Annotated in this window: 28 protein-coding genes; 19 read left to right on the forward strand and 9 right to left on the reverse strand. The window is 74.6% G+C overall.

The window, feature by feature from the left end:
• Positions 1–22: 22 nt before the first annotated feature.
• Complete coding sequence (locus AWW66_RS10650) at positions 23–610, forward strand: hypothetical protein (RefSeq protein ID WP_157527363.1); 588 nt, start codon at positions 23–25, stop codon at positions 608–610.
• A 19-nt stretch (positions 611–629) separates the two neighbouring features.
• Here AWW66_RS10650 and AWW66_RS10655 read toward each other — a convergent pair whose 3' ends face one another.
• Entirely contained in the window at positions 630–1,178 is a 549-nt protein-coding gene (locus AWW66_RS10655; RefSeq protein ID WP_067363529.1) for a hypothetical protein, read from the reverse strand.
• 271 nt (positions 1,179–1,449) lie between these two features.
• Here AWW66_RS10655 and AWW66_RS10660 point away from each other — a divergent pair, with 271 nt between their 5' ends.
• From AWW66_RS10660 to AWW66_RS10670, 3 genes are all read left to right on the forward strand, one after another.
• Positions 1,450–2,565: a baeRF2 domain-containing protein gene (locus tag AWW66_RS10660; RefSeq protein ID WP_067363532.1), complete on the forward strand. Its 1,116-nt coding sequence runs from the start codon at positions 1,450–1,452 to the stop codon at positions 2,563–2,565.
• Between the two features lie 281 nt (positions 2,566–2,846).
• Positions 2,847–4,238, forward strand: a complete 1,392-nt coding sequence (locus tag AWW66_RS10665; protein ID WP_067363609.1) for a hypothetical protein — start codon at positions 2,847–2,849, stop codon at positions 4,236–4,238.
• 273 nt (positions 4,239–4,511) lie between these two features.
• Entirely contained in the window at positions 4,512–5,384 is an 873-nt protein-coding gene (locus AWW66_RS10670) for a SigB/SigF/SigG family RNA polymerase sigma factor (protein ID WP_067363535.1), read from the forward strand.
• 101 nt (positions 5,385–5,485) lie between these two features.
• Here AWW66_RS10670 and ctaD read toward each other — a convergent pair whose 3' ends face one another.
• The 5 genes from ctaD to AWW66_RS10695 form a co-directional block, all read right to left on the reverse strand.
• A complete protein-coding gene (ctaD, locus tag AWW66_RS10675) occupies positions 5,486–7,489 on the reverse strand; it encodes an aa3-type cytochrome oxidase subunit I (protein ID WP_067363538.1) in 2,004 nt (667 codons plus the stop codon).
• A gap of 95 nt (positions 7,490–7,584) precedes the next feature.
• Positions 7,585–8,313, reverse strand: coding sequence for an ATP-binding protein (locus tag AWW66_RS10680; protein ID WP_067363541.1), 729 nt, complete (start codon positions 8,311–8,313; stop codon positions 7,585–7,587).
• Between the two features lie 152 nt (positions 8,314–8,465).
• Positions 8,466–8,954 (reverse strand): DUF4383 domain-containing protein, encoded by a 489-nt coding sequence (locus AWW66_RS10685; RefSeq protein ID WP_067363544.1) that lies wholly within the window; start codon positions 8,952–8,954, stop codon positions 8,466–8,468.
• A 164-nt stretch (positions 8,955–9,118) separates the two neighbouring features.
• Positions 9,119–10,279, reverse strand: a complete 1,161-nt coding sequence (locus AWW66_RS10690; RefSeq protein ID WP_067363547.1) for a glycosyltransferase — start codon at positions 10,277–10,279, stop codon at positions 9,119–9,121.
• Positions 10,280–10,316: 37 nt separating this feature from the next.
• Complete coding sequence (locus tag AWW66_RS10695) at positions 10,317–11,297, reverse strand: glucosyl-3-phosphoglycerate synthase (RefSeq protein WP_245648152.1); 981 nt, start codon at positions 11,295–11,297, stop codon at positions 10,317–10,319.
• A 247-nt stretch (positions 11,298–11,544) separates the two neighbouring features.
• On the opposite strand from AWW66_RS10695, the gene AWW66_RS10700 reads away from it, so the two are divergent.
• From AWW66_RS10700 to AWW66_RS10720, 5 genes are all read left to right on the forward strand, one after another.
• Positions 11,545–12,555 carry a Gfo/Idh/MocA family protein gene (locus AWW66_RS10700; protein ID WP_067363553.1) on the forward strand — a complete coding sequence of 337 codons (1,011 nt, stop codon included), beginning with the start codon at positions 11,545–11,547 and terminating at the stop codon, positions 12,553–12,555.
• Positions 12,548–13,636, forward strand: a complete 1,089-nt coding sequence (locus AWW66_RS10705; RefSeq protein ID WP_067363556.1) for a zinc-binding dehydrogenase — start codon at positions 12,548–12,550, stop codon at positions 13,634–13,636. Before AWW66_RS10700 ends, AWW66_RS10705 begins: the two co-directional genes overlap by 8 nt.
• 116 nt (positions 13,637–13,752) lie before the next feature.
• Entirely contained in the window at positions 13,753–16,044 is a 2,292-nt protein-coding gene (secA2, locus tag AWW66_RS10710) for an accessory Sec system translocase SecA2 (protein WP_067363559.1), read from the forward strand.
• Positions 16,045–16,235: 191 nt separating this feature from the next.
• Positions 16,236–16,976, forward strand: a complete 741-nt coding sequence (locus tag AWW66_RS10715; RefSeq protein ID WP_067363612.1) for a GAF and ANTAR domain-containing protein — start codon at positions 16,236–16,238, stop codon at positions 16,974–16,976.
• 169 nt (positions 16,977–17,145) lie between these two features.
• A complete protein-coding gene (locus AWW66_RS10720) occupies positions 17,146–17,643 on the forward strand; it encodes a DUF2231 domain-containing protein (RefSeq protein WP_067363562.1) in 498 nt (165 codons plus the stop codon).
• Positions 17,644–17,756: 113 nt separating this feature from the next.
• Here AWW66_RS10720 and AWW66_RS10725 read toward each other — a convergent pair whose 3' ends face one another.
• Both AWW66_RS10725 and AWW66_RS10730 read right to left on the reverse strand, forming a co-directional pair.
• Positions 17,757–18,704, reverse strand: a complete 948-nt coding sequence (locus AWW66_RS10725) for a DUF3500 domain-containing protein (protein ID WP_067363565.1) — start codon at positions 18,702–18,704, stop codon at positions 17,757–17,759.
• 105 nt (positions 18,705–18,809) lie between these two features.
• Complete coding sequence (locus AWW66_RS10730; protein WP_067363568.1) at positions 18,810–19,202, reverse strand: ankyrin repeat domain-containing protein; 393 nt, start codon at positions 19,200–19,202, stop codon at positions 18,810–18,812.
• Between the two features lie 51 nt (positions 19,203–19,253).
• On the opposite strand from AWW66_RS10730, the gene AWW66_RS10735 reads away from it, so the two are divergent.
• From AWW66_RS10735 to AWW66_RS10770, 8 genes are all read left to right on the forward strand, one after another.
• Positions 19,254–19,634 carry a cupin domain-containing protein gene (locus AWW66_RS10735; protein WP_067363571.1) on the forward strand — a complete coding sequence of 127 codons (381 nt, stop codon included), beginning with the start codon at positions 19,254–19,256 and terminating at the stop codon, positions 19,632–19,634.
• Positions 19,635–19,824: 190 nt separating this feature from the next.
• A complete protein-coding gene (locus AWW66_RS10740) occupies positions 19,825–20,286 on the forward strand; it encodes a cysteine dioxygenase (RefSeq protein WP_067363574.1) in 462 nt (153 codons plus the stop codon).
• Positions 20,287–20,339: 53 nt separating this feature from the next.
• Positions 20,340–20,834 carry a rhodanese-like domain-containing protein gene (locus AWW66_RS10745; protein WP_211271908.1) on the forward strand — a complete coding sequence of 165 codons (495 nt, stop codon included), beginning with the start codon at positions 20,340–20,342 and terminating at the stop codon, positions 20,832–20,834.
• Positions 20,835–20,887: 53 nt separating this feature from the next.
• The gene (locus AWW66_RS10750) at positions 20,888–21,478 is read left to right on the forward strand and encodes a winged helix-turn-helix domain-containing protein (RefSeq protein ID WP_067363577.1); all 591 of its coding nucleotides are present in this window, start codon (positions 20,888–20,890) and stop codon (positions 21,476–21,478) included.
• Positions 21,479–21,788: 310 nt separating this feature from the next.
• On the forward strand, positions 21,789–22,397 hold the full coding sequence (locus tag AWW66_RS10755) for a winged helix-turn-helix domain-containing protein (RefSeq protein ID WP_067363579.1): 609 nt from the start codon (positions 21,789–21,791) through the stop codon (positions 22,395–22,397).
• 129 nt (positions 22,398–22,526) lie between these two features.
• Positions 22,527–23,165 carry a nucleoside/nucleotide kinase family protein gene (locus tag AWW66_RS10760; RefSeq protein ID WP_067363617.1) on the forward strand — a complete coding sequence of 213 codons (639 nt, stop codon included), beginning with the start codon at positions 22,527–22,529 and terminating at the stop codon, positions 23,163–23,165.
• A gap of 143 nt (positions 23,166–23,308) precedes the next feature.
• Positions 23,309–23,707, forward strand: coding sequence for a TraR/DksA family transcriptional regulator (locus AWW66_RS10765; RefSeq protein WP_067363582.1), 399 nt, complete (start codon positions 23,309–23,311; stop codon positions 23,705–23,707).
• 47 nt (positions 23,708–23,754) lie between these two features.
• Entirely contained in the window at positions 23,755–24,627 is an 873-nt protein-coding gene (locus tag AWW66_RS10770) for a DUF72 domain-containing protein (RefSeq protein WP_067363584.1), read from the forward strand.
• Between the two features lie 6 nt (positions 24,628–24,633).
• Here AWW66_RS10770 and AWW66_RS10775 read toward each other — a convergent pair whose 3' ends face one another.
• Positions 24,634–25,197, reverse strand: a complete 564-nt coding sequence (locus AWW66_RS10775; RefSeq protein ID WP_067363587.1) for a DUF1990 domain-containing protein — start codon at positions 25,195–25,197, stop codon at positions 24,634–24,636.
• 145 nt (positions 25,198–25,342) lie between these two features.
• On the opposite strand from AWW66_RS10775, the gene AWW66_RS32605 reads away from it, so the two are divergent.
• Positions 25,343–25,537 (forward strand): hypothetical protein, encoded by a 195-nt coding sequence (locus tag AWW66_RS32605; RefSeq protein ID WP_083978386.1) that lies wholly within the window; start codon positions 25,343–25,345, stop codon positions 25,535–25,537.
• Positions 25,530–25,958 (forward strand): DUF2267 domain-containing protein, encoded by a 429-nt coding sequence (locus AWW66_RS10780; RefSeq protein ID WP_067363590.1) that lies wholly within the window; start codon positions 25,530–25,532, stop codon positions 25,956–25,958. Before AWW66_RS32605 ends, AWW66_RS10780 begins: the two co-directional genes overlap by 8 nt.
• The last annotated feature ends 302 nt before the right edge of the window (positions 25,959–26,260 follow it).

Genomic DNA, 26,260 nt, shown 5'->3' on the forward strand with positions numbered 1-26,260 from the left:
GGTGATGGTCGATACTGCGGGGGTGCGCAGAGTCCTGCCGGTGGTGACCGTCGCCGCGCTGCTGTCGGCCGTGGCGGCCTGTGACACCGCGCCGATCCCCGCCCCGACCCCCGCGTCACCGCCGGTGTCCGGCACCCCGGCGGCGCTGGCCGTGTCTCCGCTCCGGCTGCCCGAGGTGGGCCCGGGTGGGGCGTGCCCGACCAGCGCGCCGCAGCCCTGGTCCCGGGCCGACCAGGCGAGCCGGGTGCTCGGGCCCGGGCCGGTGTACCCGGTCGCCGACTACTTCGGCGACGGCACCGTGCTGCGGCTGCGCGCCCACGACCGGCAGGCGGACGGCTCGTACCGGACGAAGGTCCGGTGGATCGCCAGTGGCTACACCGGGCCGGTGCTGGTCCGGGCGGCCCGGATCGACGGGCCGGGCACCGCCGCCGCGGAGTTCTCGTACCTCGGCGATCCCCGCGACGGCGGGCACCACGCGGTGCTGACCCACCCGGACAGCGACCTGCCCGGCACCACCGTGGTCGGCGGTCCCGGCTGCTACGCGTACCAGGTCGACGGGACGACGTTCAGCGTGACGGTCGTGTTCCGGGCCGAACCGGAATCACCCTGACGGGGCGGGCCGGGGTGCCTCAGACCAGCACGAGCAGCACGACGACCGCGAGGACGATCAGCGCCCCCAGGATGGCCTGGAGCAGCAGCGGCGGGCCGAGGTGGCTCCAGAGGGTGGCGTGGCGCGGCCGGAGCAGCTGACCGGTGGTGAGGTTGACGATCTGCTCCACCCGGGGCGGCAGGTCCGGGTCCTGCGGCTTGAGCGTGATCTGCACCCAGTCCGCCGGGTGCAGGGCGCTCTGGGCCAGGTGCCCGTGCAGCTCCACCTCGAAGAGCCGGTTGTCGCGGTCGCGCAGCCGCAGCGGCGTGACCAGGAACTCGGGGCCCTTGCGCAGTTCCTTCCAGCTCCGCCGGCCACCGCCGCCCGCGGCGCTGGACAGCAGCGAGCGGATCGCCAGCAGCAGCAGGCCCATCACGCTGGCGGCGGTCACCACGGCGACCAGCACCGGCTGGCCGACCTTCAGCTCGCGGGTGTAGCCGTCCATCAGCCGGACCACCCGGCCGGTGAAGATGCGCTGCGTGGGGCGGGCGATCCGCTTGTACTCGAGGTCGCTGTCCATGGTCACCACCGAGAGCCGTGCGCCGCCGTGAGTCGTGTGCCACCGAGAACACCGGATGCCACCGAGAACACCGGATGCCACCGAGAACACCGGATGCCCCCGGGAGCACCGGATGCCCCCGGGAGCACCGGATGCCACCGAGAGTCCGGTTTCCGGTACCGATCGTATCGGTTCGCGGGCCGGAAGGACATGAGTGAACGCGAGTCATGTTCGCGTGGCGGTCAGGTGACTCCGCCACCGGCGCGGGTAAGCGCAGGGTCGAGCTGGAAAGGGGTCGAGCATGCACCTGTCCTTCCTGCGCCCGCTGTACGACCGTGCCGGGCCGTGGTGCTCGGTCTACCTGGACGCCTCCCGGGACACCCAGGACTCGCGTCCCGCGCTGGACCTGCGCTGGCGGGCCCTCAAGGGCGACCTGCTCGGGCAGGGGGCCGACGCCGCCACCGTCGACGCGATCGAACAGGTGGTCCGTGGTCACACCCCGATGGCCGGCGACTACGGCATCGCCGTCTTCGCCACCCGGGGCCGGGTGGTGCTCTCCGAGTACCTCTCCGCGCCACCGCTGCGGGACCTGGCCAGCGTCGCGCCGCTGCCGCACACCATGCCGCTGGTGGCCCAGCGCGGCGAACAGGTCGCCTGGGTACGGGTGCTGGCCGACCGCACCGGCGCGGACGCGATCGCGGTGGGCGCCGGGGAACTGCCCCGCCGGGCGACCGTCCGGGGCCGGGAGAGCTACCCGCTGCGCCGGGCCAACCCGGGTGGCTGGTCGCAGTCGCGCTACCAGCGCGCCGCCGACGAGGCCTGGCACCACAACGCCGGGGACACCGCGGCGGCCACCGCCGAGCTGGCCGAGAAGGTCAACGCGGAGGTGGTGGTGCTCGCCGGCGACATCCGGGCCACCGGCGTGATCGCCGCCCAACTGCCCCGGCGCTGGCAGGACGTGCTGGTCCGCACCGACGCGGGCGCCCGCACCGGCGGCGCCGACCCGGCCGCGATGGACGACGTGACCGTGCAGGTCATCGCCGAGGCCGCGCAGGCGCGGGTGGACGCCACCCTGGACCGGTTCGGCATGCAGGAGGACGTCGGCGCGGGGCTGGACGCGGTGGTCGACGCGCTGCAACGCAACCAGGTCGACACGATGCTGATCGTCGACGACCCGTCCGCCACCGGCCAGCTCTGGATCGGGTCGGCGCCGACCGACATCGCCACCGACCCGGAGCGGCTCACCGGGGGCGGCGAACCGCAGCAGGTCCGCGCCGACGCCGCGCTGCTGCGCGCGCTGGCCGGCACCGACGCCGAGCTGACCGTGCTGGCACCCGGCGAGGCGCCGGACCTGGCCGACGGCGTCGGCGCGGTGCTGCGCTACGTCGACCCCGCCACCCCCGGCCGAAGCGCCTGAGCCCCACCGCGCCCGTGACGAAGCGGACGCGGCCCTTCCCCGCGATCGTGCACTCGCCGCCCCGACAACAGGGACAAAAGCCGCACTCTGAGGGCCCGAAGTGCATGATCGCGCGGGGTGGGGTGGGGTGGGGACGCCGTGGTGGCCGGTGGATGCTCGTGATCAACGGATTATCCCGGCCAGCGGCCTATGCCCTGTTTGAACCCCATCGCGGTGGGAAGCCGGGGCCCGTGGTGAGCGAACGAGGCAAGGTGGAGCCGGTCCGCGAGGGACCGGCGGGGCTGGTCGCCGGCGGTACCGGCCTGACCGGCGACCGGGTGGTGGCCCCGGGCAGTACGGCCCGGGTGCTGGTCGCCGCGACGGCCCGCGCGCTGCGCGGCACCGACTGCGCGGACCTCGGCCAGCCGGCGACGCTCGCCCGGATCGCCGCCGCGCCGGAGGCGGTCCGCCGTACGGCGGTGGCCCGCGCCGCCGGCCGGGCGGCGCTCAGCCCGGCCCAGGTCGCCGAGGTCGACGGCGACCGGGTCGCCCGGTGGCTCGCCGAGCAGTACCCGCGCCGCCGCTACCCGGGGGTGCTGCTCGGCTCCCCGCACGGCGCGGCCGTGCACCTGGCGGTGGCGCTCGGCATGCCCTGGCTGCCCACCGGCTTCGAGGTGACCGTGCGGTGGCCGGAGGGGACCGTGGACCGACCCGGAGCCGCCCTCGACCACGGCACGGCGCTGGCCGCCCGGTTGCTCGCCGGCAACGCCGACGTGCACGTCCGTCAGGTGCACTGCCCGGCCAGCCGGGGCACCCTCGCCGGCTCGACCGTGGCGCTGTCGGTGCGCTGGCGGCACCTGCCCGGGGCGTACCGGCGGTTCCTGGCCGACCGGCTGGCGCCGCAGGCCCCGGTGCTGGTGCTGCGCGACGGCCGGACCTGGCCGGTGCTCGACGTCGGCTCCGGGCACAGCTTCCAGGTCGGCTGCCCCGCCAGCGGCTTGGACCCGGTCGACTTCCACCCGGACAGCCACGCGCTGCGCCAGGTGCTGCGCGCCGCCGGGGGCGACGACGCCCGCTGGGAGCCGCCCGAGGTCTCCTGCGCCCGGGGTGACGCCGAGCACGGCGTGGAGTCCGGTTTCGTCCACAGCGTCCGGGAGTGGACCGGCCGGCGCGGACACCCGCTGCACCAGGTGCTGGTCCCGCAGCCGGAGGCGCTCAGCGCCACCGTCGCCGACCTGTACCGGCGGTGGCTGCGCACGGCGGGCAAGACCGGCGACCGATTGGTCGTGGAGTGCGGCCGGCTGCTCGACCCCTGGCAGGTGCTCCGGGCCGGACTGGTGCCGTACTGGTGCGAGAACGCCACCCGGCGGGCGGTGGCCGGCGCCGAGTGGTGGCTGGCCGGCAGTGCCCCGTTCACCTCGGTGGACGTCCTTCCCGAGCCGCCCGGCGTCCGCTCACCGGCGCTGGCCGGCCTGCCGCAGTGGCTCGCCGTGGCCGCCTTCGGCCGGCGTCGCCGGGCGCTGGACCGCACCGCGGCCCGGGGCTACCCGGTCACCGCGGTACCCACCCGCCGGGCCACCGAGGTGCTCCGCGCCCAGCCGTACGACCTGCCCGTCCCGCCGCCCCTGCCGGTCGGCGCGGCGCTGGCCGCGTTGCGCGAGGACGGCCCCCACCAGGGGCTCGCGCTCTGCTGACCCGGCCCGGCCGAACAGCCCGGGACCAACCCCACCGAAACATCCTCGCGATCCCGGGTCTCGTGATTGAGTACCTACGGAGCGGGAACACCGCAGGCCGCGACGGCGTGTCAGCACTGGCTGCCGTGCGTCGTCGCCGCCCGGCGTCAGCAGGCGCCGCTGGTGCTCCGGCTGCGGAATCAGCCACGTGACCCACTTCCGGCCCGGTGCGTGGCCCGACCATGCGCACAACCGGTTCCGATCCGGGCGGGGACCTTCCTGAGGGAGGCGCGGATGTTCGGACAGACCAGCACGACCACACCACCGCCGACGAACGAGCGTGGCCTGGAGGACCTGGACGCCGCGGCGCTGGCGTACGCGGCCCGGATCGAGGGGCTGCCCCCGCACCGGCGGCAGGAGGCCCGCGACGACCTGGTCCGCTTCGCGCTGCCCTTCGCCGGTCGGCTCGCCCGCCGGTACCGGGGGCGGGGCGAGCCGCTGGAGGACCTGGAGCAGGTGGCCCGGCTGGGGCTGGTCAACGCCGTCGACCGGTACGACCCGGAGCGGGGGTCCTTCACCGCGTACGCGGCCATCACCATCGTCGGCGAGATCAAGCGGCACTTCCGGGACCGCACCTGGGGGGTGCACGTGCCCCGCCGGCTGCGGGACCTGATCCTGGAGGTCGGGCAGGCCACCGCCGCGCTCACCAGCGAGCTGTCCCGGGCCCCCAGCGTGGCCGAACTGGCCGAGCGGCTGGACACCCCGGAGGAGGAGATCCTGGCCGCCCTGGAGTCCGCCGCCGGGTACAGTCCGGCCTCGCTCAACGCCCCGGTCGGCGGGGAGAGCTCCGCCGAGTTCGGCGACCTGGTCGGCGAGTCGGACAACGCCCTCGAGTCGGTCGACGACCGGGTCACCGTCTCGGGGCTGCTGCACCGGCTGCCCTGGCGGGAGCGGCGAATCCTGGCCATGCGCTTCTACGGCAACCAGACGCAGGCCGAGATCGCCGCCCGGTTCGGCATCTCCCAGATGCACGTGTCGCGGCTGTTGTCGCGCGCGCTGACCTGGCTGCGCCAGGCGATGCTCGCCGACACCCCGCCACCCTGGCAGAACGGCGCCGCCGAGACCGAGCCGACCGCCCGCACCCCCACCCCGGTCCGCGACCGCTGAGGGGTAAGGAAGGGCCCCCTGTTAACGCATCCGGTAGAGAGGGGTCCCCCTCTCACCACCGGGGGTGTTAACAGGGGGCCCCTCCGTGCACCGGGGGGCGCTCAGTGCTCGGGGGTGTCGCCCCGGCTGTGCGGGTGACGCCAGCGCTCGTTGGGCTGCGGCTCGCGCTCCGCGCCCAGCGCCCCCACCTCCGGCTCGTCGGTCTGCTCGAAGCTGGGCCGGCGGACCTCCTCCGGTTCCGGTACCTCCACCGGCCGGGCGCCGGACTGGGGCGCGGGGTGGTACGCCACCGCCTCCCGGGCGCCGTGCGCCCCCTCGGCGGCCGGGGACTCCGGTGCGTGCCGTTCCCGGTGGAACTCCTCGTGGAACTCCTGGGGCGGGAGGGTGGTGCGTTGCGGCAGGTCCCGGCCCAGGTCGGCGACGAGCGGGCCGTACTTGGCGTCGAAGGCGGGCCGCTCGGAGCGGATCCGGGGCATCCGGTCGAAGTTGCGCAGCGGCGGCGGGCAGGTGGTGGCCCACTCCAGCGAGTTGCCGAAACCCCACGGGTCGTCCACCGACACCATCGCCCCGTACCGCCACGACCGCCACACGTTGTACATGAAGAACAGGGTGGAGAGGCCGAGCACGAAGGACCCGACCGTGGAGATCATGTTGAGTACGGTCCAGCCGTCGCTCTCCAGGTAGTCGGCGTAGCGGCGGGGCATCCCCTCCGCCCCCAGCCAGTGCTGCACCAGGAAGGTGGCGTGGAAACCGACGAACATCGTCCAGAAGTGCGCCTTGCCCAGCCGCTCGTCGAGCAGCCGCCCGGTCATCTTCGGGAACCAGAAGTACACCCCGCCGAAGGCGGCGAAGACGATGGTGCCGAAGAGCACGTAGTGGAAGTGGGCCACCACGAAGTACGAGTCGGTGACCTGGAAGTCCACCGGCGGGCTGGCCAGCAGCACGCCGGTGAGGCCACCGAGCAGGAAGGTGACCAGGAAGCCGACGGCGAACAGCATCGGGGTCTCGAAGGTGAGCTGCCCCTTCCACATCGTCCCGATCCAGTTGAAGAACTTCACCCCGGTGGGCACCGCGATCAGGTAGCTGAGGAAGCTGAAGAACGGCAGCAGCACCTGGCCGGTGCCGAACATGTGGTGCGCCCACACGCTCATCGACAGGACGGTGATCGCGATGGTGGCGAGCACCAGGCCGGTGTACCCGAAGATCGGCTTGCGCGCGAAGACCGGGATGATCTCGGTGATGATGCCGAAGAACGGCAGCGCGACGATGTACACCTCGGGATGGCCGAAGAACCAGAACAGGTGCTGCCAGAGCAACGGTCCGCCGGTCGCCGCGTCGTACACCTGGGCGTGCAGGATCCGGTCGGCGAGCAGCGCCATCAGCGCGGCGGCCAGCAGCGGGAAGACCAGGATCACCAGGACGCTGGTCAGCAGCAGGTTCCAGGTGAAGATCGGCATCCGGAACATGGTCATGCCGGGGGCGCGCAGGGTGAGCGTCGTGGTGATCAGGTTGACCGCGCCGAGGATGGTGCCCAACCCGGAGATGACCAGGCCGACGATCCACATGTTGCCACCGACGCCCGGACTGTGCTGCGACAGACTCAGCGGCGTGTACGCGAACCAGCCGAAGTCGGCCGCGCCGCCGGGGGTGAAGAAGCCGGCGGTGACGATGGTCCCGCCGAACAGGTACAACCAGTACGCGAGCGCGTTCAGCCGGGGGAACGCCACGTCGGGCGCGCCGATCTGCAACGGGACGATGTAGTTGCCGAAGGCGAACACCAGCGGGGTGGCGAAGAGCAGCAGCATGATCGTGCCGTGCATGGTGAACGCCTGATTGTACTGCTCGGGGGAGAGGAACTGCATGCGGGGGCGGCCCAGCTCGGCCCGGACCAGCAGCGCCAGCACGCCGCCGATGAGGAAGAAGACGAACGAGGTGGTCAGGTAGAGCAGCCCGATCTGCTTCGCGTCGGTGGTGCGGAGCAGTTTGGCCAGGTGGTTGCCGGGCAGCGCCGGGCGGACCGGGCCGGGGAAGCCGCCGAACCGGGCCGGCGCCAGGATCGCCGGGCCCCGGTCCTGTCCGGGTTCCGTGGTTACCCGCTTCGGCATGGCTCTCACCCCGTCGTGGAGACAGAACGGACGGGCGTGCCTACCCGCCCCTCTGCCCATGAAACCAGGCGAGAGCCGAAAATTGGCGCATATCGTCAGCCGGTGGGCAGTATCGCCCAGACCACCTTGCCGTCCGGTACTGGCGAACTGCCCCACCGCTGGGCCAGCTCGCGGACCAGCAGCAACCCCCGGCCGCCCTCGGCCCGCAGGTCGGGCCGGCCGGGCCGGGCCGCCAGCCGGCTGCCGTCGGAGACCGCGACGTGCAGGTACGGCCGCCGCAGGGTCAGCGTGACCTGCATCGACGTGCCGGCGTGCCGCACCACGTTGCCCACCAGCTCGCTGAGCACCAGGGAGGCCGGGCCGACCAGCTCCGGCAGGTTCCACCGGCCGCAGGCCTCGCCGACCAGCTCCCGGGCCCGTCGGCAGGCGCCGGTCACCGGCTCCAGCCGGGCCCGCAGCCGCGGTGACGCCTCGGCGCCGGCCATCCGGGTCGCCGCCGCGCAGTTCGGGCGGACCGGCACCACCCGACAGGTGGTCGACTCCGCCAGCCAGGTCGCCGCCGCCGGGGGCGGGGAGCAGAGCACCATCGGCACGGCCGGCCAGTCGGCGGCCTGCCGGCAGATCGCCGCGAAGACCGACAGCGCCAGCCGGTCGGCGACCCGGACCCGGGCCAGGTCGACGACGAGGGCGTCCGGCTGCGTGGCGAGGCAGCGCGTCAACACGGTGTGCACCGACCGCATGGTGTCCACGTCGAGGTCGCCGCGGAGCCGGACCACGGTCACCGGTGACTCGTCGTGGACCGTGCAGGTGATCCGGCTCGACATCGTGCCCTCGCTATCGCCCTCGTCGGTGGCCTGCGAACTACCCGACTGCCCTCGTCGGAGGCCTGCGAACTACCCGACGTCCGGCGGGGTGAAACCGGACGTCGGGAGGGCGACACACACCCGCGCTGGGACCGGACACGGTCACCCGGGCGTCACCGTTGGCGAGGGTTGCGGGCCAGGTGCCGGGGCGCGGCGCGGGCGGCGAGCAGGCCGAGCAGGAGCATGCCCACGCCCAGCCCCAGGTGCAGCCAGTTGTCGGCGTCGTTGACCGGCAGGACGTTCGCCGTGCTGGCGTGGTCGACCGCCAGGCCGTACACCCAGAGCACCAGGTAGATCGCGCCGCCACCGACCAGGTACCCCCGGGCGCCGGCGACGGTCCGGGCCAGCGCCAGTCCGGCCAGCCCGAACAGCAGGTGCACGACGTTGTGCAGCACGGAGACCTGGAAGACACCGAGCAGCCGGGCGCCGGAGCCGTGGCCGGCGAACCGCAGGTCACCGAAGTCGCTGGTCACACCGGGCACGAAACCGAGCACCCCGACGAGCAGGAAGACCACCGCGACCACCCGGGCCGCCCGCCGTACCGGGGGCTGGCCGTCGGCCGGGTTGCGTCGGGCCCGCGCGTGCGCCGTCGACCCCGTCATCGCCCCGCCCTCCTCGCCACCGGCTGGCTCGTCGGGCGCCGCGTTCCCCGCCTCCGCGCCGAGTAACCTCACCGCCCGCGCCGGACGCTCCTGCTCGCCCCCGGCCACCGACCGCGGGCGCCGGCGGCGTCGGACCGGAGGACGGGACCCGGCGGGTACGGCGGTCAGGCCGGCTGGAGGTCGCCGACCGGGGCGGCGGGGGTGCGGACCCGCTCGTACAACTCGACGTACCGGCGGGCCATCACCGCCGGGGTGAACCGGACGGCCGCCTCCCGGCGGCACTCCCGGGGGTCCAGCACGCTGGCGGCCAGCAGCAGGTCACCCAGCTCCTCCTCGTCGGCGGCCAGCAGCCCGGTCCGGCCGTGCTCGACCAGCTCCGGCAGGCAGCCCCGCCCGGTCGCCACCACCGGCGTACCCAGGGCCAGCGACTCCACCACGGCGGTGCCACCGGGCTCCTCCCAGCGCAACGGGAACAGCGCGGCCCGCGCCCCGGCCAGCAGGTCGTCGCGTTCCTGCCCGGCGACCGTGCCCACCCAGCGGACCAGGTGCCCGTCGAGGTGTGGAGCCACCTCCTCGTGGAAGAACCGGACGTCCGGGTTCTGCCGCGCCTCGGCCCCGGCGGCGGCCAGGTCCGCCGGCCGGTGGTACGGCCCGACCGGACCGGCCAGCACCAGCGGCACGCCCAGCCGGCGGGCCAGCCGGGCCCCCACGTCCTGTCCCTTGCCCGGGTTGATCCGGCCCAGCACCACCACGTGGTCGCCCTTGGGCGTCGGCGGCCGGCGGTCGGCGTCGACGGCCAGCGGCGTGGCCAGGTGCACGTGACCGACGGCGTGCTCCCGCAACCTCCGGGGCGCCCGGGCCAACTGCGCGGCGGACACCCCGTTGACCCGGACCCGGTGACCGCCGTCGAGGTGGCCGTAGAGGGCCGGGTGCTTGGCCAGGTCCCAGTGCAGGGTGTGCAGGGCCGGCGGCGCGTCCGGGCCCATCGCGGCGAGGGTGGCCAGCCCGACCGCCTCCACGTGGTCGTGCACCAGGTCGATGTCGTCGCGGGCGCGCAGCGCCCGGACCACCCCGGCCAGGTGCGCCTGGGCGATCCCGCACACCTGGTTGTACGGCCGTTGCAGGGCCGGGAACTGCCCGTCGCCGAAGACCGAGATCCGCTCGTCCACCGGCAGGGTGCTGGTCTCCACCGAGGCGAGCACCACCCGGACGCCGAGCCGGCGCAGCTCCGGTACCAGCGTGGCGACCACGTTCTCGATGCCGCCGTAGCCGGGGGGTGGCACGGGCAGCCACGGGCCGGCGTTCATCAAAACGGTCAGGCCCACGGCGCCGGGCTTTCCCGGTCGACCGGGTCGCTGCCGGTCATGCCGCCACCCGCCGCCGGGGCAGCCGGTGCCGCAGCTCCGCCAGGGGCGGGCGCTCCTCGACGGCCACGTCGCTGACCACGATCTCGCGGTCCAGGTTGGGCAGCGCGTCCGACCCGCCCCGGCGGAACTGGGTCAGCAGCGGCGTCGGCACGGTCCCGGGCAGGGCCCAGCCGCGCCGCTGCAACCGGGACCAGGCGGTGAGCATGATCTGCGCGGACATCCGGCCCAGCGCGGCGGTGTCCTGGTGCCGGTGCTTGCGCTCGCCGAGGTCCACCTGGGCCAGCGCGTCCAGGCCGACCAGCTCCAGCAGGTCGATCAGCATCGCCGTCTCCACCCCGTACCCGGAGACGAACGGCACCCTCGCCAGCACCTCCCGGCGGCCGGCGTACTCCCCGGCGAGGGGCTGCACGAAACCGGCCAGCTCCGGCCAGAAGAGGTTGAGCAGGGGGCGGGCCATCAGCTCGGTCACCCGGCCGCCCCCGTCGGGCTCGACCCCGGTCGTGCCCACCAGCGGCCGGTGGTAGAAGCCCTTGACGAAGTCCACCGACGGGTCGGTCAGCAGCGGGCCGAGCAGCCCGGTCACGAAGTGCGGCCGGAACTCCCGCAGGTCGGCGTCGACGAACGCGACGACGTCGCCCTCGGCGGCGGCCAGCCCCGCCCACAGCGCGTCGCCCTTGCCGGTCAGCCGGGGCAGTCCCCGGGTCATCTCGTCCTGGCTGACCACCTCGGCCCCGGCGGCGCGGGCCACCCGGGCGGTGCGGTCGGTGGAGCGGGAGTCCACCACGATCAGCTCGTCGACCAGCGGCACCCGGTCGACCAGGTGTTCCCGGATCGTCGACACGATCGCGCCGACGGTGGCCTCCTCGTTGCGGGCCGGCAGCACCACGCTGACCCGGCTCTCCCCCTTGGCCCGCAGCAGCCGGCGCGGCGTCCACCGCGTCGCCGCCGTGGTCCGATAGGTGGCCCACGCCTCCACCACCGGGGAGACGTTCGACACTGTGTCCCGCACTGGCACACCCCCAGATTTGCTCGGAACGAGCGGAGCCAGTGTTCCCAGCCCGCCCCCCTCGTTAACCGGATACCCGACGCCAACTTGATCACGGCGGGGGCACCCCCCGCATTCCCGGGTGGTGAACGTTTGGTTGCGCGCCTGCCGGGCAGTGCTGTGCCGCAGGGGCCGGGTCGGGACGAGAGGGGCCGGGTCGGGACGAGGGGCGGAGCTGATGCGGACGTGCCGGGTGGGACTGGTGGGGGCCGGCGGGGTGGCCGCCCGGCACGCCCGCGTGCTGGCCGGGTTCGACGACGTCGAACTGCTCGGGGTGACCGACGTGGCCGCGTCGGCGGCGGCCGACCTCGCCGCCGGGTACGGCTGCCGGACCTTCGTCGACGTGGCGGACCTGCTCGCCGCCGGCCCGGACGCGGTGTACGTCTGCGTGCCGCCGTTCGCGCACGGGCCGGTGGAGGAGACGGTGGTCGACGCCGGGGTGCCCATGTTCGTGGAGAAGCCCGTCGCGGTGGACCTGGACACCGCCGAGCGGATCGCCGACCTGGTCCGGCGACGGGGTCTGCTCACCGCCGTCGGGCACCACTGGCGGTACCTGCACGTCGTACGGCGGGCCCGGGACCTGCTCGCCGACCGCCCGGTCCGCATGGTCAACGGCGCCTGGCTGGACCGGGTCCCGCCGGTGCCGTGGTGGCCCCGGCGGGACCGCTCCGGCGGGCCCGTCGTCGAACAGGCCGCCCACGTGCTCGACCTGGTCCGGGTGCTGGCCGGGGAGGTGGCCGAGGTGACCGCGTACGGCGACGGCGCGCCGCCGGCGGCGGTCGAGGGGGCCGACATCGACGCGGTCACCGCCGCCACCCTGCGCTTCACCAGCGGGGCGGTCGGCACCCTCGCCGCCGCGTGCGTGCTGACCTGGAAGCACCGTGCCGGCCTGGAGATCCTCGCCGACGGGCTGGCGCTGTCGCTGGCCGAGGACGGCCTGCTGGTCCGGGACGCCACCGGCGAGCGGTACCTGGCCGCCGACCCGGACGGCGCCCGGGTCGCCGTGGACCGGGCCTTCGTCGACGCGGTCCGGGGCGTCGGCGACGACGTCCGGGTGCCGTACGCCGAGGCGCTGCGGACCCAGCGGCTCGCCCTGGCCGTGGCCGAGTCGGCCCGGACCGGGCGGGCCGTGTCCCTGCCGACCGGTCCGGCGGCGCTGGCCGGGGCGGGACCGGTCGGCGATGCGTGACCGGGTGGTGGTGGTCGCCGGGCCGGGCCGGGTGGAACTGGTCGAGCAGGACGCCGCCGCGCCCCGCCCCGGGACCTTCCGGGTGGAGACGCTGTACAGCGGGGTCTCCACCGGCACCGAGCTGAGCTACGTCAAGGGCACCAACCCGTACCTGACCGGCACCTGGGACGCCGACCTGGGGTTGTTCCGGCCGGGCCGGGCGGACCCCGCGTACCCGGTCACCCGGCTGGGGTACATGCAGGTCGCCCGGGTCGTGGCGAGCGCCACCCCGGCCGTGGCGGTGGGCACGGTCGGCGCCCTGACCTACGGCCACCGCACCGGGTACCTGGCCGACGCCGTCGCCGACCGGTTCGTCCCGCTCCCCGCCGACCTCGACCCGTTGCTCGGCGTCTACGTGGCGCACCTGGGCCCGATCTGCGCCAACGGGCTGCTGCACGCCGCCGCCGACCTGTACGGCGCCGGGGTGCGCACGCTCGGCGACGGGGTCCGCGGCCGTCGGGTCGCGGTGGTCGGCGCCGGGGTGGTCGCGCTGCTCACCGCCCTGTTCGCCCGCCACCACGGGGCCGCCTCGGTGGTGGTGGTCGACCCGACCCCCGGGCGGCGCGCGGCGGCCGAGGCGCTCGGCCTGCAGACCCTCGACCCGGACGCGGCCGACCCCGCCGTGCTGCTCAAGAGCCGCTGGGCGCACCACCCCGGCGACCGCGGCGCGGACGTGGTCTTCCAGTGCCGGGGCCAGGACTGGGCGCTGCACCTCGCGCTGCGCCTGCTGCGCCCCCAGGGCACCGTGGTCGACCTGGCCTTCTACCAGGGCGGCGCGGAGCGGGTCCGGCTCGGTGAGGAGTTCCACCACAACGGGCTGTCGCTGCGCTGCGCCCAGATCGGCCGGGTGCCGCGCGGGCTGGCCCCGACCTGGGACCGGGACCGGCTCAGCGCCGAGACCGTCGACCTGCTCCGCGCCCACGGGGACCTGATCCGCGCGCACCTGGTGTCGGCGGTGGTCCCGTTCGCCCAGGCGCCGGCCCTCCTGACCGATCTGGCGCAGCGCCGCCGCCAGGAACTCCAGGTCGTCCTCACCCCCTGAGCTGCGGGGAAGGAAGGGCCCCTTGTTAACGCATACGGTTAACAAGGGGTCCTTCCTTCCAATCGTGTCCGGTCGGGGGCGTGACAACCGGCGTGGGTCGCGTACCGTTGCGGCTCATGGGTGTGTCGCAACGGTTGAAGTCCAGGTTCCGCCGGTTCCTCCAGCGCCCGGGGACCACGGTCGACCTGGCCCCGCTGGAGAAGCTGCTGCCGGCGATCGAGGCGCGCGAGGACGATCTCGTCGCGCTCGACGACGCCGAGTTGACCGAGGCCGCCGGCCGGGCCGAGCGGTACCCGGAGATCTGCGCGATCGGCCGGGAGGCCGCCCGCCGGGGTCTGGACCAGCGCCCGTACGACGTGCAGCTGCTCGGCGCGATGGCGCTGCTCTCCGGCAAGGTCGCCGAGATGGCCACCGGTGAGGGCAAGACGCTCACCGCCGCGATCGCCGCGTACGGGCACGTGCGGCTCGGCAACGGGCCGGTGCACGTGCTCACCGTCAACGACTACCTGGCCCGCCGGGACGCCGAGTGGATGGAGCCGGTCTACACCCTGCTCGGGCTCACCGTGGGCTGGGTCAACGAGGCGTCCACCCCGCAGGAGCGGCGGGAGGCGTACGCCCGGGACGTCACCTACGTCGCGGTCAGCGAGGCCGGCTTCGACTTCCTCCGCGACCAGCTCGTCACCGACCTGGCCGACCGGGTCCAGCCGCCGCTGTCCACCGCCATCGTCGACGAGGCCGACTCCATCCTCATCGACGAGGCCCGGGTGCCGATGGTCCTCGCCGGCGCGGTCGCCGGTGAGCAGGACCCGGTGCACGCCGCCGCCGCGCTGGTGCGCGGGCTGCGCAAGGGCCCGCACTACACCGTCGCCGAGGACGGCCGCAGCGCCGCGCTCACCAGCGCCGGCCTGGCCGCCGTCGAGGCCAAGCTGGGCGACATCGACCTGTACGCCGAGGAGCACGTCGCGCAGCTCTCCGCGGTGAACGTGGCGCTGCACGCGCACGCCCTGCTGCACCGCGACGTCGACTACATCGTGCGGGACGGCTCCGTCGAGCTGATCGACGAGATGCGCGGCCGGGTCGCCCAGCGCCGCCGCTGGCCGGACGGCCTCCAAGCGGCCGTGGAGGCCAAGGAGGGGCTCGACGCCACCGCCGAGGGGGAGGTGCTGGGCACCGTCGCGGTGCAGGCGTACATCGGGCTCTACCCGCGCAAGTGCGGGATGACCGCGACCGCGGTGCTCGTCGGTGACCAGCTCCGGGAGTTCTTCTCCCTGGAAGTGGCGGTGATCCCGCCGAACACCCCGTGCATCCGGGAGGACGAGCCGGACCGCATCTACGCCACCCGGGCGGAGAAGGAGGAGGCGCTGGTCGACGAGATCCGGCGCTGCCACGAGGCGGGCCGCCCGGTGCTCGTCGGCACCCTCGACGTCAAGGAGTCGGAAGGGCTGGCCGCCGCGCTGGAGACCGCCGGGGTGCCCAGCGTGGTGCTCAACGCCAAGAACGACGACGAGGAGGCGGCGATCATCGCCGAGGCCGGCGCGTACGGCGCGGTCACCGTCTCCACCCAGATGGCCGGCCGGGGCGTGGACATCCGCCTCGGCGGCAGCGACCAGGCCGACCGCGAACGGGTGGCCGACCTCGGCGGCCTGTACGTCATCGGCAGCGGCCGGCACGACAGCCGCCGGGTCGACGACCAGCTCCGCGGCCGGGCCGGCCGGCAGGGCGATCCGGGCGGGTCGGTCTTCTTCGTCAGCCTGGAGGACGACCTGGTCGTCCGGCACGCCGGCGACACCGTGCCGGCCTCACCCCGGATGAACGCCGACGGCCTGGTCACCGACAGCCAGGTGGACTACGCGGTAGAGCACGCCCAGCGGGTGGCCGAGGGCGTCAACCACGAGATCCACCGCAACACCTGGCGGTACAGCGTGGTGATCGAGCAGCAGCGCAAGGCCCTGGCCGAGCGCCGCGAGCGGCTGCTGACCAGCGACGTGGCCGCGCTGATGCTGCTGGACCGTCAGCCGGAGAAGGCCGGCGAGATGGACGAGGACCTGCTCGCCCGGGTGGCCCGGTCGATCGCCCTGTTCCACCTCGACCGGCTCTGGGCGGAGCACCTGGCCGAGCTCTCCGAGGTCCGGGAGGGCGTGCACCTGCGCGCGCTGGGCCGCCTGGACCCGCTCGACGAGTTCCACCGGGCGGCGGTGCCCGCCTTCAACAACCTGGTCCCGGAGATCGAACGCCGGACCATCGAGACCTTCACCGAGACCGAGTTCGACGAGGACTGGGAGCCGGACGCCGCCAAGCTGGTCCGTCCGAGCGCCACCTGGACGTACCTGGTGCACGACAACCCGTTCGGCTCCGAGCTCGACCGGCTCATCGCCTCGGTCGGCCGGCGGCTCAGCGCCGCCCGCTGATCTGCTCGTCGGGGCCCCGACCTAGCGCATTCCCGCCAGGTCGGGGCCCCTTTTACCACTGTTTCGACCGATGTCTGCGAGGGTAGTAGGCCGGGTCCGAGCAGTCGGGAAAGAGAGCGGGACATGACACAGGTCTGGGCAACGTACGCCGGTACCGCGCGGAGCGCGGTGACGTGGGGGGCCGCGGCGCGGTGAACCTGGACATCCGAGAACCGCTCGAGGAGAACCTCGGCGTGTTGGAGACGGCCGCGCTGTTGCGCGAGCTGACCGCCGGCCTGATCGCCGTGACCGACTTCGACGAGGCGTTGACCCGACTGGTCCGCGTCGCCCGCGACGCGGTACCGGGGGTCACCTGGTGCGGCTTCACCACCCTGCGGGCCGGGGAGCCGGCCGGGGTGGCCGGGTCCGAGCCGAGGCTGGCCGAACTCGACGACCTGCGACACGGGCCGGACACGCCGGCGATGAGCGCGATCCGCCGCCGGGAGATGGTGCTCTCCGCCGACCTCGCCGCCGAGGACCGCTGGCCGGCCTGGACCCGGCGGGCACGGGCGCTGGGCGTGCACGGGGTGGTCGCCGCGCCGGTGGACGTCGACGACCACGTGATCGGCGCGGTCAACCTGTACGCCGACCGGCCGCACGTGCTGACCGCGCGCCGGCAGCTCACCGCGATGCTCCTCGCCGAGCACGCCGGTCTGCTCCTGGCGGCGGTCCGGGACCGGGCCCGGCAGAGCGCCCGGACCGGGGAGAGCGACGCGGCCCTGCTCACCGAGGGGGTGGTGGGGCAGGCGATCGGGGTGATCATGACCCAGCGGGGCTGCCCCGCGCCCGAGGCCCTCGAGGTGCTGCGCAGCGCCGCCTCCTCGCTGGACATCCCGCTGCGCGAGGTCGCCGAGCGGCTGGTCGCCACGGTCTCCCGACCCCGGGAGAGCTGACCGGGCCGGTCCGCGCCGCCGGCCGTGTCCGGCCGTCCGCGCTGCCGGCTGTCGTGGCCCGCCGGCCGTCCGGTCGGCCTGGTCGGGGTGGTCCGGCACGGTTTTCGCCATCCGGTGCCCGGGTAGCACCAGAGGTCGTGGGCTGAGACGATACCTGGGGAGGTACACGATGGAGAGCCGGCTGCGGGTGCACGGCCATCCGATCCAACCGATGCTGGTGACGTTCCCGTTCGGGCTCTTCGTCAGTGCGACCGTCTTCGACCTGGCCGACCTCGCCGGCGGCCCGGTCTTCCTCGGCGAGGTGGGCTACTGGACCGCCGTCGCCGCGCTGGTCGCCGCCGCGTTGGCCACGGTCGCCGGCATGGTCGACCTGTGGGACGTGCCCGGCGGGCGCACCCGGCGCACCGCGGTCACCTTCAACCTGGTCAACGCCGCGATGGCCGGCCTCTTCCTGCTGGCCTGTCTGATCCGGGCGGAGGCGTCGAACCGGGGGGCCTCCGGGACGCTGCTCGCCGTCGAACTGGTCGCCCTCGCCGTCGGCGCGGTGGGTGTCGGGCTGGGCTCGCGGCTGGTCCGGCAGTTCGAGTCCGGGCGGGCCGAGGCGGGCACGTTCGAGGCGATCGGCGGGGTCGACGCCACCGTGGAGCTGAGCACCCACCGCCTCTGACCGCACCCACCGCCGCTGACCACACCCACCACCGCTGACCGCACCATCCGGCTCTGACCGCACCATCCGCGCGGGGCCACCGGTTGCGTGCGACCCCGTCGGTGCGGCGCGGGTCAGTGGGCCGCGGCCCGGTGCTCGGCGAGGACGTCGGCGCCGAAGTCGCTGGCCGGGCGGCGCAGGACGGTGTGCGCGTGGTTGCCGTCGGGGCTGGTGTTGTCGTACTCGATCAGCAGGTCGTCACCCTGTACCCGGTAGTAGTGCCGCCGCCCGGGCGCCTCCGACCCGGCCCAGGCGAAGTGCAGCTCGCCGCCGTCGATCCGGGCGGCCTCCCGCTGCGCCAGCTCCACGGGCAGCCGGTCCAGGTAGAGCGCGACCAGGTGGGTGAGCAGGGCCCGCCCGCCCGGCGTGAGGCGGGTCGCCGGCACCCCGAGCGGTTCGATCGGGCCGGGCGCCGTCGGTCGGGTGGCGCTGACGATGTCCGCCGGGGCCTCGTCGGCGACGATCGCGGCGGCCCGTCCGGCCGGGCCCATCGTCTCCAGCAGGGTGCGGGCCAGGTCCTCCTCGGGGCCCAGAGGACGCAGCACCGTTCGGCCGCCGTGCCGGACCGTGGCCGGGTTCGCGCCGAGGAAGATCGGGGCGGGGGAGACCTGGTCGTCCACCACGGTCATGCTCACCGACAGGTGGTGCCCCTCGAACCGCCAGGCCCAGCGGTCGTCGCGCGCGGGGTCACCGAAGACGGCCACCCAGTAGTCGCCGCTGTGCCGGCCGCGTCGCCAGCCCTCCGCCCGGTCCAGCACCTCCTCCAGCGCGACGACCGCCATCGCCTGGGCGTACGCGGCCGGGCTCAGCGCGGTGGCCAGCAACCGGTGGGCGGCCTTGCGCCCGGCCGGGTCCAGGTCGGCCAGGCAGACCCCGGGCCGGGGCCGGGGCCGGTACTCCAGCCAGCGTCGGGCGGCGTCGTCGGTGAAGGCGTACCGGGCGCGCTCGCCGGCGGGGCCGTCCACCGCCGCCAGCAGCGCTGTGCCGGCGGCGCGCATCTGCTCCGGTACGGGATCCTCCACGCACTCTGTATACCGGAGACCGGCCCCGTCCACCGGCGACCGCCGCGCGGACCGGCCGGGGCACGGGCGCGCGGACCGGGTGCGGCGCGACCCGCCGGGCGGCGGTCAGCCGGCGCGGAGCAGGGCGAGCATCTCCGGCAGGTCGAAGAAGCGGGCGGTGTCGACGGCGGACGGGTCGCCGTGCTCCGGGTCCGCGCCGGCGGCCAGCAGGGCCCGCACCGCCTCGGCGTCGCGCCGGAAGACCGCGGCGGCCAGCGCGCTCTGCCCCCGGTCGTTGATTCGGCGCGGGTCCGCGCCGCGGGCCAGCAGCGCCGCGACAGTGTCCGGACGGGCGTGGTACGCCGCCAGGATCAGCAGCGTGTCGCCCTTGTCGTTGGTCAGGTCGACGGGCAGGCCGGCATCGATCTGCCCGGCCAGTTCACCGGTGCTGCCGGCGCGGGCCAGGTCGAACATCCGGTGGGCGAAGGCCAGCGCCTCAGTGTCGAGTTCGTCGCTCACCGACCCAGGCTAGTCCCCTGGTACGGTCCCAGCCCGGAAGCCGGGAGGATCATGGACGAGACGGTGTACGTCGGCAACGCCGGAGTGGACGGCGCGACGAACGGCGGCTGGTTGCTCGGCCACTTCATGCCCGCCGGTGAGGTGCGACACAGCGCCGACGTCGAGGTGAAGTGGGGCGTGCACCGGGCCGGCGAGTCCCGGGAACGCTGGGCGACGGGGGAGCGGCGTACCACGCTGCTGGTGCTGGTCAGTGGACGGTTCCGGGTGGAGTTGCCGGACCGGACGGTGCTGCTCGCCGCCGCCGGCGACTACGTCGTCTGGGGCCGTGGGGTGGACCACACCTGGTACGCGGAACGGGAGTCGGTGCTGCTCACCGTGCGCTGGCCGTCGGTGCCCGGGTACCGGGTGGGGCCGCCGGTCGTCCGGGCCTGACCAGGGCCCCGGCGGGCCCGTGACCGGTGCGCCGGGGCGGCGGCGCGGCCCGGGGCGGGCTCCGGGGCCGCCGCGCCGCCCGTCGTGTCGACTGGACAGTCGTCCCGGCATGTGGTATTCCCTACTAAGTCTATAGGTTTTGCCCACTAAGCTGGTGCGGCAAGCACAGCTCCGCTCCGCGAGGACCGACATGATCAGCATCCGCCAGCGTGACCCCGACCTGCTCGCCATCGCCCGCCGGTACGCCGCCGCGCCGCACACCTGGCCGACACCGGTGTGCTACGACCCGGTGCAGCGGTGGTACTCCCGGCTGGCGGTCGCCGACGACCACGAGGTGTGGGCGTTGAGCTGGCTGCCCGGTCAGGGCACCGACCTGCACGACCACGGCGGATCGTCGGGCGCCTTCCTCGTGGTCTCCGGAGTGCTCACCGAGGAGACGGTCGGCGGCGGGGTGCTGCGTCCGCACCGGCTCGCCGCCGGCGCGGGCCGGCGCTTCGGCCCCCGGCACGTCCACCTGGTGACCAACCGGGGCGACGAGCCGGCGGTGAGCGTGCACGTCTACCGCCCCGCGCTGCGCCGGATGACCCGCTACCACCTCGCCGACGGCCGGCTGCGGGTCGCGGAGGTGGCCGAGGCGGGCGTGGCGTGGTGAGCCGACCACCCGCACCCGCCGGAGCGCCCCACCCGCCGTCAGGAAAGGATCCGATGATGACGCACACCGACACCCCTGCGGCCTCCTGTCCACCGCCACCAGGTTCCCGGGGGATCGACCAGATCCTCGCCGCCGCCCGCACCCGGCTGCGCCGGCTCGACCCCGAGCAGGCCCATCTGGCGTACCGGGGCGGGGCGGTGCTCGTCGACATCCGCCCCGCCGCCCAGCGCGCCGCGCACGGCACCGTGCCGGGCTCGCTGATCGTCGAGCGCAACGTGCTGGAGTGGCGGTTCGACCCGCGCTGCTCCGCCCGGCTGCCGAACGTGACCGACTACGACCTGGCCGTGGTGATCATCTGCCAGGAGGGCTACACCTCGTCCCTGGCCGCCGCCGCGCTCCAGGACCTCGGCCTGCACCGCGCCACCGACGTGGTCGGTGGCTTCGTCGCCTGGCGGATCGCCGGGCTGCCCGCCCTCGGCCCCGCCCCGGTCCACCGCTCCCCGTCTGTCGCGTCGCCGGTGACCGCCGGTCCGGCGTTCCGCCGCTGACCGCCACGCTTCACCGGGCGTGGCGGACGGCACCGCCATCTCCAGGAGGCTCCATGTCCGTCGTCGCCATCTCGTCGCGCCCGCAGTCACCGGGCCGTCGCACCGACCGGGTCGCGGCGGTGCGGCCCCGGTCCACCTCGACGCTCACCGTCACCGTGAACCTGACACCCGGCCCGCTGAGCCCGGGGTTGGCCCGGCTCGTCGAGTTGCTGCACGAGCTGGCCGCCGCCGGGGAGGCGACGACGGGCGTGCCGGCCGCCACCGAGCCGCCGCCCGTCGCGCCGGCCCTGCCCGGCCCCCGGCCGGCGCAGGCCGGGCCGGAACCGGCCGTCGAGCACCCCGACGCGCTGCGCATCCAGGTCGGACTGCGCACCGTGTACCAGGGCGGGCGGGAGGTCTCGCTCACCCGGATCGAGTTCGACCTGCTGCTCTTCCTCGCCGAGCACCCCCGTCGGGTCTTCACCCGGTTGCAGTTGCTGAGCAACGTCTGGGGCTACGAGCACGCCGTGGCCCGCACCGTGGACGTGCACGTGCGCCGGCTGCGGGCGAAGCTCGGCGGGGACACCCCGTTGGTCACCACCGTGCACGGGGTCGGCTACCGCATCGCCGACGAGGCGCGGATCAGTATCGACCGTCGGATGTGACAGTCGGCGGCACGTCGTGGGCGTTCCGGAGCCACCGGTTCCGGGGCGCCCACCCGTGTCCCGACCGGTGTCTCACCTGGTGGGCGGGGGGTTCCACGGCGTGGGGGTACCCCCCGGTCCGTTCACGTTGACGACTCTGCTGTAATCATCTGGCCTCGTACGCAGAGCGAGCAGTCGGCTCCGGTGTGTTCGTCAATTGTCACAGTCATGCAACGTAGCCGGCACTTGACCCTCGCACGGGCGCCGGGAAGCATCGATGCAGCGGCGTCCCGGGCCGTGGGGAGATAACCCGCACCAGCCAAGGAGGACCATGTCGGTCAGCCCCGCTTCGTCGCGCGCCGGATGGCATACGTCCCAACCCGCGGTACCGGGCCGTCCCCCCGGCGGCCAGCGCCGCCCGGCCACCAGTTCGGCTCCCGTGCTCACCCTCACGTTCTCCATTCCCCTGGCCAACGAGGAGTCGCTGACCGGGCCGGCCCGTCGGCTGATCGAGGCGGCCCGGGAGCTGATGGAGCGGGGCGAGTGCACCGTCACCAGCAGCGGCGCCGCCGCCGACCGGCGGGCCGAGACGGTGCCCGCCAGCCGGTCCGGCGCCCGCCCGCTCACCCCGGCTACCCCGGCCCTGCACATCCTCGCCTCGTCCCGCTCCGTGCTGCGCGACAACGAGCCGCTGCCGCTGACCCGGCTGGAGTTCGACCTGCTGCTGCACCTGGTCGCCCACCCCCGTCGGGTCTTCACCCGGCTGCAACTGCTCAACGCCGTCTGGGGGTACGAGCACGCCGGGGTGCGCACGGTCGACGTGCACGTGCGCCGGCTGCGCGGCAAGGTGGGCGTGGACGTGCCCCTGGTCACCACCGTCTACGGCGTCGGGTACCGGCTGGCCGACGACGCCCGGGTCACCATCGACCGCACCGGCTGAGCCCGCCGTACCGGCTGGGCCGACCGCAGCGGGCTGAGCCCGCCGCATCCCCTGGGCCGGCCGCCACAACCGACCCGGCCGCACCGACCGGCCCGCCGCACGCACGGTGTGCCGGGCACCATGGCCGTCATGCGCGTACGTCCGATCTCGCCCGACCGGCTCGTCGCCGAGCTGACCGACCGGCTCGCCGACACGACAGTGCCCGGACGGCTGCGGGTGGCCGTCGACGGCGCTCCCGCCGCCGAGCCGGAGCGGCTCGCCGCCGCCCTGGTCGACCCGCTGCGGGCCCGGGGCCGCCCGGTGCTGCACGTGCGCACCGCCGACTTCCTGCGGCCCGCCTCGGTCCGGCTGGAGTTCGGCCGGACCAACCCCGACTCCTACTACGACGCCTGGACCGACGAGGCCGGGCTGCGCCGCGAGGTGCTCGACCCGGCCGGCCCGCAGGGCAGCGGCCGACTGCTGCCGGCGCTCTGGGACGCCCGGACCGACCGGGCCGCCCGCGCCGCCTACCTGGACCTGCCGCCGGGCGGGATCGTCCTGGTCAGCGGGGGACTGCTGCTCGGTGGTGGGCTCCCCTTCGACCTCGCCGTCCACCTGGAACTCTCCCCGGCCGCGCTGGCCCGACGGACCCCCGACGACCAGCGCTGGACCCTGCCCGCGTTCGACCGGTACGCCACGGAGGTCGCCCCGGCCTCCTTCGCCGACGTGGTGCTCCGCGTCGACCACCCGGACCGCCCGGCGTTGGTGGAACCGGTGAATTCCCGCTGACCCTGGTTTGGCGGCCCGACCGGCTGGGTACTCGGCCGGCTCACCGGGGCTGTTGATCACGTCAGCACCGGACACGGACCGCAGCCGGGGACCAACAACCCGGCCGCCCGGGAGCGCCCGGCGCGTACGAAAGGCAGGCAGCGATGCTCGTCCACGACACCGTTGGCACGGCCCGGCCCGAGGCCGAGGTCGACCAGATCCGGCTCGCCCTCAAGGCCCGCTACGACGAGCTGTCCGCGGAGTACGAGCAGGCGGTGCAGCAGAGCCAGGTGCTGCGGCTGGTCGAGGTCGGCGACACCGCCGGCGACGACCAGGCCGACAGCGGTACCAAGACGGCCGAACGGGACACCGCGCAGTCGCTGCTGCGCACCATCCTGGACCGGCGGGCCCAGTTCGAGCACGCGCTGGCCCGCCTCGACGAGGGCACCTACGGGTTCTGCGAGGGCTGCACCGTGCCGATCCCGGTGGAGCGGCTGGAGATCTTCCCCTCCGCCACGTCCTGTGTGACCTGCAAGCAGACCCGGGAGCGGCGGGCCGCCTGAGCCCCGCCCCGGACACCGGCCGGCCGGGACGTGGTGGACCCCTCGACATGGGCGAGATCAAGGTGGGCACCGCGTCCTGGACCGACCGGACGTTGCTGGAGTCCGGCTGGTACCCGGCCACCGCCGACACCCCGGAGAAGCGGCTGGCCTGGTACGCCCGACGGTTCCCGATCGTCGAGGTGGACGCCACCTACTACGCGCCGCCCGCCGAGCGGACCGCCCGGCTGTGGGTGGCACGGACCCCGGCGCACTTCACCTTCAACATCAAGGCGTTCAGCCTGCTGACCGGGCACCCGACCCGGGTCGGCGCGCTCTACAAGGACCTGCGCCCCGAGACGGACAAACGCCACCTCTACCCCGACGACCTGCCCCGGCAGGCGTACGAGGAGGTCTGGACGCGGTTCCTGTCCGCGCTGGACCCGCTGGTGGCGGCGGGCCGGCTGGGCGCGCTGCTGTTCCAGTTCCCGCCCTGGTTCACCCTCCGGCGGGACAACAAGCAGTACCTGCTGGAGGTGGCCGCCCGGTGCCGGCCGCTGCGACCGGCCGTCGAGTTCCGGCACGCCTCCTGGTTCGCCGGGGACAACCAGCAGGAGACGCTGGACTTCCTGCGCGGACACGACCTGCCCTACGTCTGTGTGGACATGCCGCAGGGGCACCGCTCGTCGGTGCCGCCGGTGCTGGCCGCCACCGCCGACCTGGCGATGGTCCGCTTCCACGGGCACAGCGACCGGTGGACCAGCCGGGACATCCACGAGAAGTTCGGCTACCGGTACCGCGACCGGGAACTGCGCCAGTGGGCCCCGAGGCTGCGCGAGCTGGCCGACTCCGCCGCGCAGACCCACGTCCTGTTCAACAACTGCCTCCGGGACTACGCCCAGCGCAACGGTGAGTACCTGCAGGGCCTGCTCGGCGACGGCTGAGCGCCGTCACCGCCGGGCGCGCGCGTCCCCGCCGCCCGCCAGCCGGCGCAGGGCCCGCAGGTACCGGTCGGTGACGTACTCCTGCACCAGGTGGGTCACCGGACCCCCGGCACGGGCCAGCGCCGTGGCCGGCCGGGAGAACGCCCGGATCCGGACCCGGACGTCCCCGCCCCGGGTCAGCCGGACGGTGAACAACTCCTCGCCCTGCTCCGGGTGGCCGGGCAGGGTCCCGTACGCGAAACCCCGCTGGTCCGGCGCGTCAACCACGTATACCACCCGGCAGGGGACGGTGAGGCGCAGCGGCGCCCGACCGACGTGCAGGAGCACCACCGCGCCGGCGACCGCCCGCCGCCCGGTGGCGGTCACCGCCAGCCCGGCGCCCCGGTGCATCCGCCAGCCCAGCAGGCCGTCCGCCGCCCGGACGAACGCCTCCCGGCCGGTGCCGACCGGGACGTCCCGGTGCACGTGCCGGTAACCGGCGGGCAGCACCCGGTCCCGGGTGGCCCCGACCTCCGGGTGGGTGAAGCCCGCCGCCGGCTTCGCCGTCGACTCGCCCGTGGGGTGCCGCATCCGTCCACGGTAGTCCGACCACCGTCCTCGGCACGGTTCACCCGTACCGGGTGAGGTGGCCTCACCCGGTCGCCGCCGACGATGACGGTGTCCGGGGTCCGCCGCGCCTGGCGGGGCCGTGAACGCCGACCGGAGGTGTCGCCAGATGACGGTTCGGGACGTACCGGAGCGCCGGCGGGACCGGGTGCTGCACGTCGTCGGGGCGACCCGGGGAGACCGCTGCGTGGCCCGCCCCGGGCCGATCAACCCGGCCCGGCAGTGGCGCGGCCCCGCCGGTCCGCCGCGCCGCGCCGACGACCGACGGTGGACGACGGAGCTACGGGGGTGGAGAGATGGCTGAGCAGATGCTGTCCGCGTTCGAGTCCTCGCTGGACAAGACGAACCTGATCCTCAAGGAGATCGAGCAGGCGTACGGCTGGCCGAAGGAGCAGCGCAACCAGTCGTACGCGGCGCTGCGGACCGTCCTGCACCTGCTGCGGGACCGGCTGCCGGTGCAGGAGAGCGCCGAGTTCGCCGCGCAGTTGCCGGTGCTGGTGCGGGGCATCTACTTCGACGGGTGGCGCCCCTCCGACGTGCCGGTCAAGCTCAACCGGGACGACTTCCTGTACGAGGTGCGCCAGGGCTTCCCGTACGACGTGCAGGGCGGCGTCGAGCGGGTCGTCCAGGTGGTGCTGGACGCCCTCCAGCGGCACGTCACCCAGGGGGAGTGGGAGGACGTCAAGTCCACCATGCCACAGGACCTGAGCCGGCTGATGCGCTGATCGCGGGGACCCACCGCCCCGGTTCGCCCCGTCCCACCGGCCGGGGCGAACCGGCCGTGCCGGCCCCGCCCGACGTCTACCGTGGGGAGGGTTAGAGAAGATCGTGCGTGGGGTACCACCCGCCGCACGACGAACCCCCGACCGATGGCGGGGCGGCACACCCGAGGGAGCACCGATGGCACTCAACGACGACGACATCAGGACCAACACCGGCGGCGGCGCGGAGGGTCCGGCCGACGGCGGGGCGACCCCGGGCCAGCAGGACGGCGGCGCGGACGGCGGCGCGGAGGGTCCGGCCGACG

This window comes from Micromonospora rosaria (genome assembly GCF_001567585.1).
GTDB classification, from domain to species: domain Bacteria; phylum Actinomycetota; class Actinomycetes; order Mycobacteriales; family Micromonosporaceae; genus Micromonospora; species Micromonospora rosaria.